Source organism: Cylindrospermum stagnale PCC 7417 (genome assembly GCF_000317535.1).
Taxonomy (GTDB): Bacteria; Cyanobacteriota; Cyanobacteriia; order Cyanobacteriales; family Nostocaceae; genus Cylindrospermum; species Cylindrospermum stagnale.
The window spans coordinates 2,847,986-2,862,785 of record NC_019757.1 but is presented as its reverse complement, the minus strand read 5'-3'; the positions used below and the strand labels follow the sequence as shown (position 1 = coordinate 2,862,785).

The window sequence follows — 14,800 nt, the reverse complement described above, 5'->3', positions numbered from 1 at the left end:
CCCTAGGGGGAATCTGATGACAATATCTCTACCTTTGCTTAATCATCCAAATACTCTTTAGCTTCATTAGTTTAGTGAAGTAGAATTATGACTGACACAAGCGTTAAGAAAATAGACTCTACCCATTCCCCCAAAGGTAAATTTGGTCAAAAATATCTGGCATCTGGCAAAACTGTTTCTATGCGGCTTTGGGAAGATGAGCAACCAGGGGAAGATAAACAGCAAACTCAGCGCGACTATGAAACAGTTGGTTATGTCATTAATGGTCGGGCAGAATTGCACATTGAGGGACAAACTATTTTGCTAGAACCGGGGAGTTCTTGGGTAGTGCCAAAAGGGTCTCACCATCAATACAAAATTCTTGAACCGTTCACCGCCGTTGAAGCAACGAGTCCCCCGGCTCAAGTTCACGGACGCGATGAAAATTAACAGCCTCATTAGACCTCTTGTAAAAATGCTGAAAGTTTCAGGTTTACGGAGCGATAACATCTCGTAATATCCCACAATTGACTCAATTATTTTCAGAAAAAATTGAGTTTTGCCCAACTTTTGCAAGAAGTCTATTTATCTCCTCTCCTGCTTGTTTAAATTAGCTGAAAAACAACACCGAATTTTGAGGGTTGAACCATGTTTTTCCATGTGCAAAAGCTAATTAATGAAATCGTTGCCGATGAGCCAGATCCAGCCGCTGCCAATATCTTGCAAGAAGGTTTAGGCGGACAGTTTGGCGAAATGCGAACGATGATGCAGTACCTCTTTCAAAGCTTTAACTTTCGGGGTAAAGCCAAGCCTTTTCTCGATTTAATTCAGGGAATTGGTACTGAGGAAATAAGTCATGTTGAGCTAATCGCCACCACTATTACTCATCTACTTGACGGCTCACCTCGCTATCAAGGGAACGGTTCCCCAGGCGAAGGTGGTTCGACACCCCTGAGTATGGCTCCTAATGCCCCAAATGTGCATCATTTCCTCGTTGCTGCTCAAGGTGCAATGCCAGTTGATGCAGCTGGTAATCCTTGGTCAGGTTCTTACGTCTACAACAGCGGTAATTTGGTGCTTGATTTGCTCTATAACCTGATGCTGGAATCAACGGGACGTTTGCAAAAGTGCCGCTTGTATGAAATGACGAGCAATAAAACTGCACGGGCGACTATTTCTTATTTAATTGTCCGTGATGAAGCCCACGAGCGAGCTTATGGCAAGGCATTGGAAGCTTTAGGGGTTAATTGGGGTAAGACTTTACCAATTCCCAAAATCGATAATCTCAAATACCCCGAAGTTAGGGAGTTAGTTGAGAAAGGTGCAAACACCAAACAACATCATTTCCGCTTAGATGGTTCCCTAATGTCAGCGATTTTCCGAGGAGAATCCCCCACACATGACGGTTCAACGCTGACAACTGTAGATGAACCACCAGAAGGGTTTCCAATTCCCTTTTTGCCAGAACGACCTGAAGAATTTGCTCCTGGTTTGACACCAGAACTTATGGCGTTGGCGCAACAGTTGGAACAAATGTCAAGGGTTTAGAGGAAAAATCCCCCAATCCCTGGGGAGCCAGCGCGCAGAACAGGGGATCTATAACGTTTTGCCCCCGACAAGTGGACTTTTAAAACATCCTCTTAGAACATCCCCTAACTGGCAAGTACTTTAGAATACTTGCCAGTTTTGTTGTGTAGGAAAGTTTTAAAATTTACCAAGATGTCTAATTTAATTGCTAACTAAATAATAGCAGTTCTTGCTTCCCATCCCTTGTAGGGTGCGTTCCCTAACGCACAAATCATGATTTTTAACGACACAAACCATACCCTATATTTACTATTTTCTGTCCGTTAAGTCCTAATAAATACTATAGCAATGTGAGTATTGCCGCGGGTCTTGGCTCTAGGATTATTGAGAATAATCGCAATAACCCGCCCTACCGGACAGGATTTACTCGTCTAACGATTAAATTTTTTAAGTATGTTGTCCAGTTTTGTCAAGACTTCCCCAAACCGTGATATAGCAATCCTATTTGAGTTGTGAACAGCAGTATTTTTTTAACGTATCCCTTCGGGAACCGGAGGCATTACCACAGAGACGCAGAGAGCGCAGAGGAAGAGAAAAAAGAGATGTTCACATCTAATTTAGGATCGCTATAGTTCGCGCTTTTGTAGAAAAATAATTCAGCAATTATACACCAGTCTTAATTTGCTGAGACTACACTCTTGCATCGTTCTTTATGCCTGTGCGTCTATCCATGAGACCAAAAAATATTTATCCAACAATTACCTTCATCTGAACAATCGCTGTAAAAAGCACATTCATTAAGATTGGAGCCACAAAAACTATTTCTAAAGGTAGATCAAAACCCAGTAGCTAACCATCTATTTTTGTTGTTTGTTGGGTACTTTAACATCCAAAACAGCAAATTAGGGTTGTGCAAAAGCACCTGTAAAATCTAAATGCCGTAATACATATTATGGTGAATTTTACAGTGAGTAACTTCTAAATGCTCGTATCTGACGATTAAAATCTCGGCTAAACGGACAAAACCCACCTGTACAGATTCCGTGTTCAACATGAACAATGATGCAGCTTACTCCAAAGCCATTGACGCCCTAAAAGCCGACAAAATTTTGTCACAAACCCTTGGGTTATGACCCGTGAAGTACCACCACAACATTTCATTAAACGATTGATTAAGAAAGAGATGAGCTTTGGCTCCTTGAAAACTGCAAGACAAACATTGAAAGATTACGAATCCATTAACGTGAATCGTAACTTCCAAGTTGAAGTAGGTGAAAAAAGCTATCGAAACTCATGTCAAATTTGTTGCTCTAATTGTCGAATTGACTGCATAAATCAATCTCACTCAAGTGGATATTTTGTTCTCAATTACCATTCACAACACAACCAGAAAGCTTACTACACACCAATAATGACCCTGAATACAGAAGTAATCTCCTCAGACTATCCAAATCAAGATTTATATCAACAACCGTCCGCTACTCGTCTAGTTTTTATTGACTCACAAGTAGAGGATTACCAAAGCCTGATAGCGGGTGTTTTGCCAGAAACTTCTGTTGTAGTCCTAGAAGCAGACCGGGACGGGATTGAGCAAATTAGTCAAGTACTTGCATCTCATCAAAAAGTCAACAGCTTGCACATCGTTTCCCACGGCGCACCAGGGAGAGTCCAATTAGGGAATAGCCAACTTAGCAACAAAACACTCAACCGCTATGCAGCACAACTCAAGAGTTGGGCGAACATCTTGAGTAATGACACACAACTGCTGCTGTATGGTTGTCAAGTAGCTCAAACAGACCAAGGCATTGCATTTATAAAGCACCTCAGCAAACTGACGGGTGCAACAGTGACGGCGTCTAATAATTTAATGGGAAGTACTTTCCTAGGCGGCGACTGGGAATTGCAAGTCAGCACAGGGGCAGGAGATCCTCCTCTAGCATTCCGGCAAGAAGTAATGACAGCATACACCTCAGTCCTAGCTTCAGGAGTTCTAGACACCACCTTCGACAGTGATGGCAAGGTAACAACCGACTTCGGCGGACTTTTTGACTCTGGCAACAGCATCGTTTTGCAATCCAATGGACAGATTCTCGTAGCGGGAACAAGCAACGGTAACTTTGCCGTGGCCCGTTACAACAGTAATGGCACTCTCGACACCAGCTTCGACAGTGATGGCAAGGTGACCACCGACTTTGTCAACAATGACTCTGGCAACAGCATCATTTTGCAATCCAATGGGCAGATTCTCGTAGCGGGAACCAGTAACGGTGACTTTGCCGTGGCCCGTTACAACAACAATGGCAGTCTCGACACCACCTTCGGCACTGCTGGCAAAATCACCACCGACTTCGGCAGCAATGAGTCTGGTAACAGCATCGTTTTGCAATCCAATGGGCAGATTCTCGTAGCGGGAACTAGTAACGGTGACTTTGCCGTGGCCCGTTACAACAGCAATGGCACTCTCGACACCACCTTTGGCACTGGTGGTAAAATCACCACCGAACTCGGCATCTTTGACTCTGGTAACAGCATCGTTTTGCAATCAGACGGACAGATTCTCGTAGCGGGAGCAAGCAACGGTGACTTTGCCGTGGCCCGTTACAACAGCAATGGCACTCTCGACACCACCTTTGGCACTGGTGGCAAGATAACTACCGAATTCGGCAGCTTCTTTGACTCTGGTAACAGCATCGTTTTGCAATCAGACGGACAGATTCTCGTAGCGGGAGCAAGCAACGGTGACTTTGCCGTGGCCCGTTACAACAGCAATGGTATTCTCGACACCACCTTCGGCACTGCTGGCAAGGTAACTACCGAATTCGGCAGCTTCTTTGACAATGGCTACAGCGCAGTCTTACAACCTGATGGACAGATTCTCGTAGCAGGAACAAGTAACGGTGACTTTGCCGTGGCCCGTTACTTGATTAACCAAATACCTACCGACATCAGCCTTAGCAACAGCACTATTAACGAGAACAGCGGTAACAATACCGTTGTCGGCAACTTCTCCACCACTAACCCAGAGGCAGGCGACACATTCAGCTACACTCTAGTGGCGGGGGCAGGGGATCTAGATAATGCCGCCTTCACCATTGACGGGGATCAACTGGTAATTAATAATTCCCCAGACTTTGAAACCAAATCCGGCTACAACATCCGTGTTCAGACAACCGATAGTAATGGACTCGCCTTTGAGAAGGAGTTAACTATCAATGTCAACGATCTCAATGAAGCCCCGACAGATTTGGTATTGAGTCAGACGAATGTTGACGAGAACAGCGGTAACAATACGGTTATCGGCAACTTCTCCACCACTAACCCAGAGGCAGGCGACACATTCAGCTACACTCTAGTGGCGGGGGCAGGGGATCTAGATAATGCCGCCTTCACCATTGACGGGGATCAACTGGTAATTAATAATTCCCCAGACTTTGAAACCAAATCCGGTTACAACATCCGTGTTCAGACGGCTGATAGTGGTGGAATCTCTTTTGAGAAGGCGATAACTATCAATGTCAATGATTTAAATGAAGCCCCCACAGATTTGGTATTGAGTCAGACGAATGTTGACGAGAACGTAGCTGCGCTTACAGGAATCGGCACATTTACCACCATCGACCCAGATATAGGAAACACTTTTAACTACAACTTCATTTCCGGGACTGGCTCTACTGATAATGAAACCTTCATTATTGATGGTAATAGGTTGAAGATTAAAAACTCCCCGGACTTTGAAACCAAGTCAACTTACAATATTCGGGTTAGGAGCACCGATAATGGTGGACTTGCGGTTGAGAAGGCGTTGACTATCAATATCAACGACCTCGATATACCAAGCAGGCTGACAAATACTACCGATGATATCTTTAACATCACAGGTGATGGTGCTAAAGTAAATCTCCAATTCAGTCTCACGGGGAGCAGTTCTAATCAGATTAATGAACTGGGTTTATTTACAGTTGATGATGCTCTAGGCACAATTAACGGTATCACCCCAGGCACAGCAGGTTATGCCCAAGCCGCTCTAGAGCGCTCCCAGGTGATTTTCGCATCTATTTCTAATTCGCCTAATGGGTTTGATACCAACAATCTCACACGGATACTGGAATTAGACTCAGGTGATAACTTGAGATTTTATTTGGTAAAAAACGGTACAACTGATAATGTCCGATCTGGAGTTACCCCAATTACCGACTTACTGTTTGCTGATGCCTCGACACAACAGATTACAGATTTGGGCACTGATATATTCTCTCTAGGTTGGAAGGATGCTGCTGGTAATAGTAATGCTGATTTCCAGGACTTAGTGGTGAGAGTTCAGCCCACAAATCAAGCTTTACCTGTGGGTGCAAATCTGCAAGGAGAGCCGCAGGCAGAGCTAATTGATTTGCGGGGTGTAACAACACAGATGAAAGCTGATTTTATCGTCAACAGAGAAGCGGCTTCCAACAACTATATCAGCTTCTATCAGGTAGCTGATCAGAATGGTGGTATCGATACTGATGGTAATGGTACGGTTGATTTGCTTCCTGGGGATCTAGGTTACACTCAAGCTGCGGTTAATGGGCGTGTTGCAGGCATTGATCTGACGGTAAACAATCAAGGTACGGCAACCTACAGTAGTATTTTCCAACCTGGTGCTATCTTCGCACCATTTTTGATTGTGAATGGGACACCAGATGCAATTCTCGATGGGAATACCAATAACGATCCGGCTGTTTACTTCTCATTCTTGGGAGCTAACTTAGATCAGGTGGATCACATTAGCCTGTTAGGAGATAACATTTTTGGCTTTGAGGATTTACCAGGAGGAGGTGACAAAGATTTTAATGATATGACTGTGCGAGTAAATTTGACAATTGCCTAGCAAGGTGACGGCAAATTTGGTGGGTAGTTTAGTTATTCTTGGTGAGTTTGCTGGCGCTAAACTGGGTATTCTAAGTAATAGTATTGGGTAAGCAAGATAGCGCCATGACTCACCATATTTTAAAAGCTACCACGTCAACGGTGCATCTCGGTGGCTTTTCCCATCTGCTAGAACCAGCGCTGATTGTTGAATCTGGCGATACCATTGACGTGGAAACTTACTCTGGATATCACGTTTACGACAAAGCACCACAAGAGTTTCTCACACAAGAATTTATTGATATCTGCGAAAATCTGCCGGCAGAACGGAAAGTTGCTGGGGGTCCCCACTTACTAACGGGGCCAATTTATGTGCAGGATGCAGAACCAGGAGATGTATTGGAGGTAGAATTACAAGCGATCGCACCGCGCCTATCGATTGGCTTTAATGCGATTCGTAGCGGTTGGGGTGCATTACCACAGCAGTTTCCCCAACCGGCATTGAGATTCATTCCCCTAGATTTAGTCAACAACTTCGCGGAATTTCCAGCGGGTAGCGGCATCAAAATTCCCCTCAAACCCTTTTTTGGCATCCTTGGTGTAGCCACTGATGATGCTTCCCGCACTTCCGTTCCCCCTGGTGCTTATGGTGGTAATATCGACAACCGCCAATTACAAGCAGGTTCGCGGCTGTTTTTGCCGGTATTCCTTCCCGGTGCTTTATTTTCTATTGGTGATGGACATTCAGCCCAGGGAGATGGTGAAGTTAATGTCACCGCCATTGAAACTTCGATGAACGGTAGAATTAAACTCAAACTCCGCAAAGATTTACAACTGACAACACCCATCGCCGAAACTTCTACAGATATGATCACAATGGGGTTTGCTGAAACTTTAGATGAAGCCTTAGAACTAGCTTTAAAAAATATGATTGATTATCTGGAATGCTTCGCCAATTTGACACCAGAAGATGCTTATGTATTGTGTAGTTTAGCTGTAAATTTCCATATCACCCAAGTTGTTAACAGTCCGCAAAAAGGTGTGCATGGAATGTTATCTAAGTCAATTTTGCCAAAATCAATGTTATAGAAAAACTGTAGCTTGGGTTTCGTTGCTCAACCCAACGAATGTTTTTGTGATCTTGGGTTTGATGCCTCAACGGCTAGCATCTTCCACACACCTGATCCCACCATTGGGCAACACCCCCCTCACCCCTACTATGTCATCTCACCCTATCTTGGCAATATATTTTATTTACCTCATTCAGCAGCCAGAATGCTCATCAGCACTGGGTTTCAAATTTTGCATGGCTTAACATTCCTGTGCTTGTCTTAACATTTCTTTACTAAATAATTTAAGCTCTAGCATTAAAATTCTTGTCAAATGCTTATATTTTGCAGTTTTTCGGGTGGAAAACAATATTATCTCCAATAATCTATCTTCAGCGTCTCCTGAAGCCAGCGTTCAGGGTGAACAGTAAGGAAGTGTCTACTTGATTCGGCATGGAGAAAGCACCAGCAACGAGCGCAACATCTTTGCAGGGGTACTGGATGTTGAACTCACATTGAACTCACAGCCTTTGGCAGATTGCAGGCACGCCAAGCTGGTGTTGATGTGAAGAACAAAGGCGTGAAGTTTGATGCAGTCTATGTTTCTCACATGAGACGGGCGCGGCAAACCTGTGAAATCGCCCTGAATATCAGTCAGTCATTGAAATCGCCGGATATCCCTGTGCAAATTGATTATCGAATTAGCGAAAAATCTTTTGGCATTTTTGCTGGTCGTAACTTGGTTAATCAATAATTCAATCTGTAATGTGTTTAAATTTACTCTTTTGCATCTGAATCATCAATTAACAGGAGGATTTTTGTAATGAAATTGACTAACCTTAACCCCGTATGGGTGAAGAAGCTATCAATAGTGACTGCCACAACAGCAGCTATGGCTTTGGGAGTAGGAAGCGCTGCTTCTGCTGTCACCATTACCAACCCAAGCAATGGACACGAATATTTTTTAACCACGGCCGATTCATGGACTGGTGCTCAATCTCAGGCTGTAGTTGCGGGAGGAAATTTGGTTACCATCAACGATGCAGCCGAAAACAATTGGCTCATCAACACTTTTGGTGGTGTTGATCGTTTTTGGATTGGCTTCACTGATGTAGCTCAAGAAGGTACATTTAAATGGATTAATGGACAGCCTGTGACATATACAAATTGGGCAACTGGTGAGCCAAACAACTTCTCTGGTTCTGAAAATTTTACAATCATCAATTGGACTGCTCCTGGCGACTGGAACGATGGCGATAATCTAAACGGAGGCAACGGCGAGCCAATCAGCGGTATCGTAGAAATTGAACCTGTCCCTGAACCATCTGGTATTCTAAGTATGATCATGATGATTGGCTCCGGTATCGTGATGATGAAAAAGTTTAGAACTCTCGTCCCTTAAGTACTTTTACAAATTACAGCGGGTTTTAAATAATTAACTATAGAATTTTTTGTAACACAGCATTTTTGTGCCACTAAAATAATCTGTCGTTTATTTACATGAGAATTGCTGTAAAAAGCATCAAGAATTTCTGCCCAAACTGGCACGAACTGTGCCAGTTACACCTTTATCTGCTGCCTATACATCGATAATAGCTCTAAGTTCAGGAGCAATTAATAATTAAAAATTACAAGCTAATTTCATCCCTGAAATTATCATTTGAACAATGCCCAAGCCAAAAATCTTTCGGTATGATATAACGCTAATTGATTGCTCACACCATTAAAAACGGCGTCAAAAGCATGTTCTGCCCAAGGGATTTCCAGAAAAATCGCCGTATTGCCAGAGTTATGTAAACGTTCATACATTTGCCTACCAAATCGCGCTTCTACCAAATGGTCACGACTGCCGTAAATTAATAAAGTAGGTGGTAAAGGGCGCGTCACATAATTAATCGGCGAAGCGATTTCATACTGTTTGGGGAATTCTTCTGGAGAACCACCGATAAATGTTTTTAAAACCGCGCGGGTGTTGATGGGATCTGGATTTGGCGGTGACTTGTATCCTTCAGTTAAGTTGACAGGCCCGTAATAGCTCACTACTGCCCGAATGGGTGGTGCATCTGGTTCATAAGCCGCTAACATTGCCAAATGTGCCCCCGCAGAACGTCCTAACAACACCATCTGTTCTGCATCGGCTTCATATTCAGCCGCGTGTTTGCGAATGAAATTGAGGGCTGTACGCACATCATCTAACTGCGCTGGAAATTGATATTTGGGTGCGTGTCGATAGTCAATGGCAAATACTGTATATCCACGACTGGCAATGTATTGATTAAATGCAGAATTGGACTGAGGATTGCCAAATTGCCAAGCTCCACCATATATTACTACTAGTGCTGGATATATTCCCACTTCTGGGGGTTGATAAACTTCCATTGTTAAAGGCACTCCCGCCGGAGTAGCAAACACAATACCTGTTTGATGGCGCGTTTTGCTTGATGGAATATCCCGGAAAGTATTAACTAAATTAAAGGGACTCTTTTGCATCTTGGCGCTGACTTGGACAGGAATTTTTTCTAGATAGTCTGCACCTAACCCTTGTTTCATCGCTTTCGCCATTTGTATTTGAGTTGGTGATATATTCACTAACACCAACGCGCAAAGGAACAATCCTATTAAGCTAAAAATGCAAGCTAGGAGCTTTAATTGAATCTGAGGGATGTAGAAGAAAGACAGCAACAATGAAAGCAGACTTAAGATAAACAACAAAGGACTAACTTCTGGTGCTCCCACTCCTAGCTTGAGTAAAAGCATATTTGGAGCCGGAATAATAATCCAAGAACTGAGAAACAGGCTAACAAAACTCAGGAATATTGCCAGCAATGATAAAACTATTTGGATTTTATAGGGCATGGAGGATAAATTAATTTGCTTTTACTTAATATTTATACTCTAGAAATTCAAATTTATGTAGTATGTAGACGGGCTGAATTAAATATAAGACCTCTCTCCAAACCTCTCCCCACTTCTCCCTAACCCCCAACCCCAATAACCTCTCCCTAGCCCTCTCCACCTCTCCCTACCCCTCCCCTGCAAGGGGAGGGAACATATGGACTCCCCCCTTTCAGGGGGGAACTTGGGGGGTGGAGAGGGGAAAGGAAAAACTTTTGTTGCTCTTAAGGGGAGCAAGCCTCAAAGCCTCTCCCCTCGCAGGGGAGAGGTTTGGAGAGAGGTCAAGATGTATTGCATACAAACGAAAACCGCTATAGTTATCTTTGCTCAATATGCCTAAAGCAAAAATGGTGGGCATCACCCAAATCAGTTATTCACTTTTTACTGCTTTGCTAAAAACTCGATAGTACAGCCAAGTACTAAATTCTTTGACTGGAAAAAGCAAATAAGTCAGCGGATTTATCGTGACAATGATATTTCTAAAATCCCGCTTTGCTAAAAACAAAATACCTCGCGCGACTTGCGATGCTGACATCACACCATAAGGATTTAGTTGACTCTTAAACGGACCTAAGATTAATTTGCGAATTACACAAACTTCATCTAGTCGCTTGAGAGTGACAATATCTCCCAATGCTCTTTTGCTGAGTTCATAAAGTGGACTTAGGGCTGGGGAAACTTCAGCTTCAGAAGTGTTTACCCAAATTTCTTTAGTTGCTTTGGCTTCTCCCCCGGTGACGGTTGTGGAAAATATATCTATCAACTGTAATGCTGAAAATGTATTTACCTCGTAGGAATTTTTGATGGCTGCTGATGTGCGATCAGTGTAGACATTGACACCGTGATTAATAATCAGAATATCAACTTTTTCTAAACTTTTTTTCAGTTCAGCTTCATTTCCCAATTGCCAAGAAACTACTTTCAGTCCAGCTTGCGCTGGGATTTTTTCGGGATTTGTGGTTAATGCGACAACTTTAGCATTGTGCTTGAGAATTTCTGCGGCTAATTCTTGCCCCAATGCACCTGATGCACCTGTTAAAGCGATGGTTTTACCTTTAAGAGAAAGTCCTGTTCCTAATACTTTATCTACTAAAGGAAAAACACCGCTGTAGTAGGCGTTGACATCATCAAAATGATGTCGCCAATGATATGTTCGATTCACTAACCACACGGAGGGAATTGTTTCTAATGGGCCGGGTAGGTGGTTGTAGTCTGTATCAATCGTTCCTTGGAAATACCGCAGGGATGCAGCATATAAGAAGGTAGAAGTATAGGCTACTCCTAACCATAACCCCCATTGCTGGGCTATTAAGGCTAGTGCTGTTAATATGACTACTAGTATGCTTGACTCGACAATATCGTGGTAAAGCTGGGAATCTATGTAAGCTTTCTGGGAAACTAGGGATAAATCGCGGCGATAAGCTGCATGGTGTTTGTTGTGCCATTTAGTTAGCCAAGTTATCTTGTGGCACAAGGCATGGTAGATGTCTCTTAATACTTCAGTAAGCAAAAGTGAGAAGAGTCCCCAGCTAGCAAACTGCAAGCAGGTATTTATTAAAATCCAATCAATATTTAATTTGCCCTCAAATCCTATCCAGCTTTCAGCTAATATCCTGATCATCTCTTTTTCCACACCATCTTTTCTTAATTATTCTTCATATTCTGATAAATATGGTTTTAGGTCGAGTTTTACAGGAATTCAAATGGATGCTTGAAACAGGCGAGACGCCTGTTCTACGGGGATTTTGATTTTTCACCCTTCAGGTTGGCTTTGGTTGCTTCTAAGAGCTTGACACTGGCACATAGGGCATCTATATGGGGTGTGGGAATCTGCGTCAGTTTACCGAGTTCGACGATCGCGCTGACGATCGCATCTATTTCTGTGGGACGTCCGGCTTCAATGTCTTGTAACATTGATGTTTTATGGGCGCCAACCTTTTCGGCTCCATTAATTCGCTGTTCTAGGGAGATGCCAAAATTAACCCCTAACTTTTCGGCGATCGCTTGGGCTTCGGTCATAATTTGCCGTGCTAGTTCGCGGGTGGGGGGATATTGAGCAATAGCTTCTAAAGTCGCACCAGTGAGGGCGCTGATGGGGTTAAACGCCACGTTACCCCATAATTTCACCCAAATTTCTGTGCGGATTTGATTGCGGATTGGTGCTCTAAATCCGGCTTGTTTGAAAGCTTGAGCTAGTGATTGAATGCGATCGCTTTTAGCGGGCGTTTCGCCATCGCTTTTTGTACCGTCGATTTCACCCAATGTAAAGCGATCGCCTTCTATATGCTGAATTACTCCCGGTGCAACTATCTCTGCGGCTGGGTAAACCACACAGCCAATTACCCGTTCAGCGCCGATATGGGTTTCAATTATTCCCTCAGGATCAACCGACTGAATCCGCGTTCCTTCATACTCGCCGCCATGTTTGCGGAAATACCACCAAGGCACACCATTTTGAGCCGTTACCACCATTGTCTGAGAATGGTAGAGTGCAGGGAGAGAAGATGCGATCGCTTGAAGACTCTGAGCCTTAACAGCCAAAATCACCACATCCTGCGCCCCCGCTTGGGTAAAATCGTTAGTCACCAAAGTGGGAACAGCAACTTGGCTAGAATGATCAGCCAGCATTAACTTCAGCCCATTTTTTTGCATCGCTTCCAAATGAGAACCGCGAGCAATCAGCGTCACAGCTTCACCTGCTAGAGCCAATTTCGCCCCCAGATATCCACCAATAGCACCGGCACCAACAATACAAATTTTCATTTTTCGTCAGTTACAAATCAGGATTGAAGGATAAAAGGATGAGCAGGATTAATCTTGATCCCAATTACCAATTACCAATTACCAATTACCAATTACCAATTACCAATTACCAATTACCCATTACCCATTACCCAACATTCAGCAATTGCGCCATTGCTAACCGTTGCAGTTTGCCTGTGGCACCACGGGGTAATTGTTCTAAAATGTGAATTTGCTGAGGAACTTTAAAATCCGCCAAGGTGATTTTACAGTGAGCTATCAGTTCTTGAACGCTGACTTCTGCTTTTAGAACTACAGCAGCGTGAATATCTTCACCTAAAGACTTGTGAGGAACAGCAAAAGCTAAAGCTTCCGACACAGCGGGATGACGCAACAAGACATCATCCACCTCTAAAGGAGAAAACTTTTCCCCACCCCGGTTAATCAATTCTTTAATTCTGCCAGTCAGATAAAGATAATTATCTGCATCTAGTTTGCCCTGATCACCTGTGCGAAACCAACCGTTAACAAAAGCTGTGGCATTAGCTTCTGGGTTATTTTCATAACCATCAATTACATTCGGTGCTTTAACTACCACCTCACCCAAGCTTCCCTGAGATAACAAATTGCCTTGATTGTCCATAATCCCCACTTCGACGCCGAAGCCATAACCGACACTACCCGGTTTGCGTACTTTTGGCGGTAGGGGGTTGGTTGTCATCATGTGAGATGCTTCCGTCATGCTGTAAGATTCCACCACAGGAGCCTTTAGGGTAGCTTCTAGCTGTTCAATAATCACTAAAGGCAGGGGGGCACTGCTGGAACGAATGAAGCGGAAAGGATTAGCTTGGATAATTTCGGCATTGCGGCTAGCCCGTGCCAAAATTATTTGGTGCATGGTGGGTGCTGCGGAGTACCAGGTGGGTTTGTAGGTTTCCACCAGTTTCCAAAATTCTAGAGCATTAAAACCATTGGGACAAACTAACGTACCGCCTGATGCTAAAGTTGCCAACAAACACCCAACCAATCCGTGAATGTGAAACAACGGCATTAAACAGATTGTGGTGTCATCGGCTGTTAGGGAGTAAGCGTTAATGATGTTATTTGCAGAGGCGATTAAGTTGCGATCGCGAATGGGGACACGTTTGGGACGGCTAGTAGTACCGCTGGTGTGCAAAATCATTGCTACATCGTCGGCGTTGGGCGGTTCTGAATTTGGGGTTTTGCCTTTTTTGACCAATTCAAACCTTAAAGTACCGTCAGTATTTACCTTGGCGTTAATTAGGAGCATATTTGGTGAGGCAGCGGCGATCGCGGCTTCTGGCAATTCCGACAATGTAATCAGCGCTTTGGCATTGGTGTCTGCGTAGTAAAAAGCAAATTCTTCTTGTTTGTATTTGGGATTTAAGGGTGCAGCAGTGCCACACAAGGCAGACGCAATAAAGGTTATCGCCATTGGGACACCATTAGTCATGGCAATAGAAATGCGATTACCTCTTTTTAACCCAAAATCTTGAAGTTGGTATACCAGCTCAATTACATTTTCACGCAATTGCCCATAAGTTAGTGATGGGCCATCAGGCGTAACTAAGGCTGGATGATTGTCTTCCCCTGCTAAAAGTGTAAATAAGTTCGGTTGCATAAATTTTCAGTAAGTTAACGACAAAAATAAAGCGCTAAAATCAAGCAAATCATTTTGGTGTCAGGCTGTATCTACTTCTATCAGGAATCAGAATACTCTTTCTCGCCAGGTAAACCAAATC

Annotated in this window: 11 protein-coding genes; 7 read left to right on the top strand and 4 right to left on the bottom strand. The window is 43.6% G+C overall.

What is annotated here, in order from left to right; translation table 11 throughout:
* Nucleotides 1-87: 87 nt before the first annotated feature.
* The 7 genes from CYLST_RS11540 to CYLST_RS11515 all read left to right on the top strand — a co-directional run bounded on the left by CYLST_RS11540 (nucleotide 88) and on the right by CYLST_RS11515 (nucleotide 8,802).
* Nucleotides 88-429, top strand: a complete 342-nt coding sequence (locus CYLST_RS11540) for a cupin domain-containing protein (RefSeq protein ID WP_015207903.1) — start codon at nucleotides 88-90, stop codon at nucleotides 427-429.
* A gap of 198 nt (nucleotides 430-627) precedes the next feature.
* Nucleotides 628-1,527 (top strand): manganese catalase family protein, encoded by a 900-nt coding sequence (locus CYLST_RS11535; RefSeq protein WP_015207902.1) that lies wholly within the window; start codon nucleotides 628-630, stop codon nucleotides 1,525-1,527.
* A gap of 1,390 nt (nucleotides 1,528-2,917) precedes the next feature.
* Complete coding sequence (locus tag CYLST_RS32270; protein WP_172642155.1) at nucleotides 2,918-6,373, top strand: DUF4347 domain-containing protein; 3,456 nt, start codon at nucleotides 2,918-2,920, stop codon at nucleotides 6,371-6,373.
* A 104-nt stretch (nucleotides 6,374-6,477) separates the two neighbouring features.
* Nucleotides 6,478-7,440 (top strand): acetamidase/formamidase family protein, encoded by a 963-nt coding sequence (locus CYLST_RS11525; RefSeq protein WP_015207900.1) that lies wholly within the window; start codon nucleotides 6,478-6,480, stop codon nucleotides 7,438-7,440.
* A 403-nt stretch (nucleotides 7,441-7,843) separates the two neighbouring features.
* Complete coding sequence (locus CYLST_RS35880) at nucleotides 7,844-7,969, top strand: hypothetical protein (RefSeq protein WP_245587492.1); 126 nt, start codon at nucleotides 7,844-7,846, stop codon at nucleotides 7,967-7,969.
* On the top strand, nucleotides 7,939-8,154 hold the full coding sequence (locus CYLST_RS35875) for a phosphoglycerate mutase family protein (RefSeq protein ID WP_041233069.1): 216 nt from the start codon (nucleotides 7,939-7,941) through the stop codon (nucleotides 8,152-8,154). The genes CYLST_RS35880 and CYLST_RS35875 overlap by 31 nt, the downstream gene beginning before the upstream one ends.
* A 69-nt stretch (nucleotides 8,155-8,223) precedes the next feature.
* Nucleotides 8,224-8,802, top strand: coding sequence for a C-type lectin domain-containing protein (locus CYLST_RS11515; protein ID WP_015207899.1), 579 nt, complete (start codon nucleotides 8,224-8,226; stop codon nucleotides 8,800-8,802).
* 254 nt (nucleotides 8,803-9,056) lie between these two features.
* Here CYLST_RS11515 and CYLST_RS11510 read toward each other — a convergent pair whose 3' ends face one another.
* From CYLST_RS11510 to CYLST_RS11490, 4 genes are all read right to left on the bottom strand, one after another.
* Nucleotides 9,057-10,256 carry an alpha/beta hydrolase gene (locus CYLST_RS11510; RefSeq protein ID WP_015207898.1) on the bottom strand — a complete coding sequence of 400 codons (1,200 nt, stop codon included), beginning with the start codon at nucleotides 10,254-10,256 and terminating at the stop codon, nucleotides 9,057-9,059.
* 409 nt (nucleotides 10,257-10,665) lie between these two features.
* Nucleotides 10,666-11,916, bottom strand: coding sequence for a bifunctional sterol desaturase/short chain dehydrogenase (locus CYLST_RS11500; RefSeq protein ID WP_015207897.1), 1,251 nt, complete (start codon nucleotides 11,914-11,916; stop codon nucleotides 10,666-10,668).
* A gap of 113 nt (nucleotides 11,917-12,029) precedes the next feature.
* Nucleotides 12,030-13,058, bottom strand: coding sequence for a 2-dehydropantoate 2-reductase (locus CYLST_RS11495; RefSeq protein ID WP_015207896.1), 1,029 nt, complete (start codon nucleotides 13,056-13,058; stop codon nucleotides 12,030-12,032).
* 127 nt (nucleotides 13,059-13,185) lie between these two features.
* Nucleotides 13,186-14,679 carry an acyl--CoA ligase gene (locus CYLST_RS11490; RefSeq protein ID WP_015207895.1) on the bottom strand — a complete coding sequence of 498 codons (1,494 nt, stop codon included), beginning with the start codon at nucleotides 14,677-14,679 and terminating at the stop codon, nucleotides 13,186-13,188.
* Nucleotides 14,680-14,800: the final 121 nt, after the last annotated feature.

Coding starts and splice junctions, on each gene's coding strand:
- CYLST_RS11540 (WP_015207903.1), top strand. CDS start 88: ATGACTGACACAAGCGTTAAGAAAATAGACTCTACCCATTCCCCCAAA.
- CYLST_RS11535 (WP_015207902.1), top strand. CDS start 628: ATGTTTTTCCATGTGCAAAAGCTAATTAATGAAATCGTTGCCGATGAG.
- CYLST_RS32270 (WP_172642155.1), top strand. CDS start 2,918: ATGACCCTGAATACAGAAGTAATCTCCTCAGACTATCCAAATCAAGAT.
- CYLST_RS11525 (WP_015207900.1), top strand. CDS start 6,478: ATGACTCACCATATTTTAAAAGCTACCACGTCAACGGTGCATCTCGGT.
- CYLST_RS11515 (WP_015207899.1), top strand. CDS start 8,224: ATGAAATTGACTAACCTTAACCCCGTATGGGTGAAGAAGCTATCAATA.
- CYLST_RS11510 (WP_015207898.1), bottom strand. CDS start 10,256: ATGCCCTATAAAATCCAAATAGTTTTATCATTGCTGGCAATATTCCTG.
- CYLST_RS11500 (WP_015207897.1), bottom strand. CDS start 11,916: ATGATCAGGATATTAGCTGAAAGCTGGATAGGATTTGAGGGCAAATTA.
- CYLST_RS11495 (WP_015207896.1), bottom strand. CDS start 13,058: ATGAAAATTTGTATTGTTGGTGCCGGTGCTATTGGTGGATATCTGGGG.
- CYLST_RS11490 (WP_015207895.1), bottom strand. CDS start 14,679: ATGCAACCGAACTTATTTACACTTTTAGCAGGGGAAGACAATCATCCA.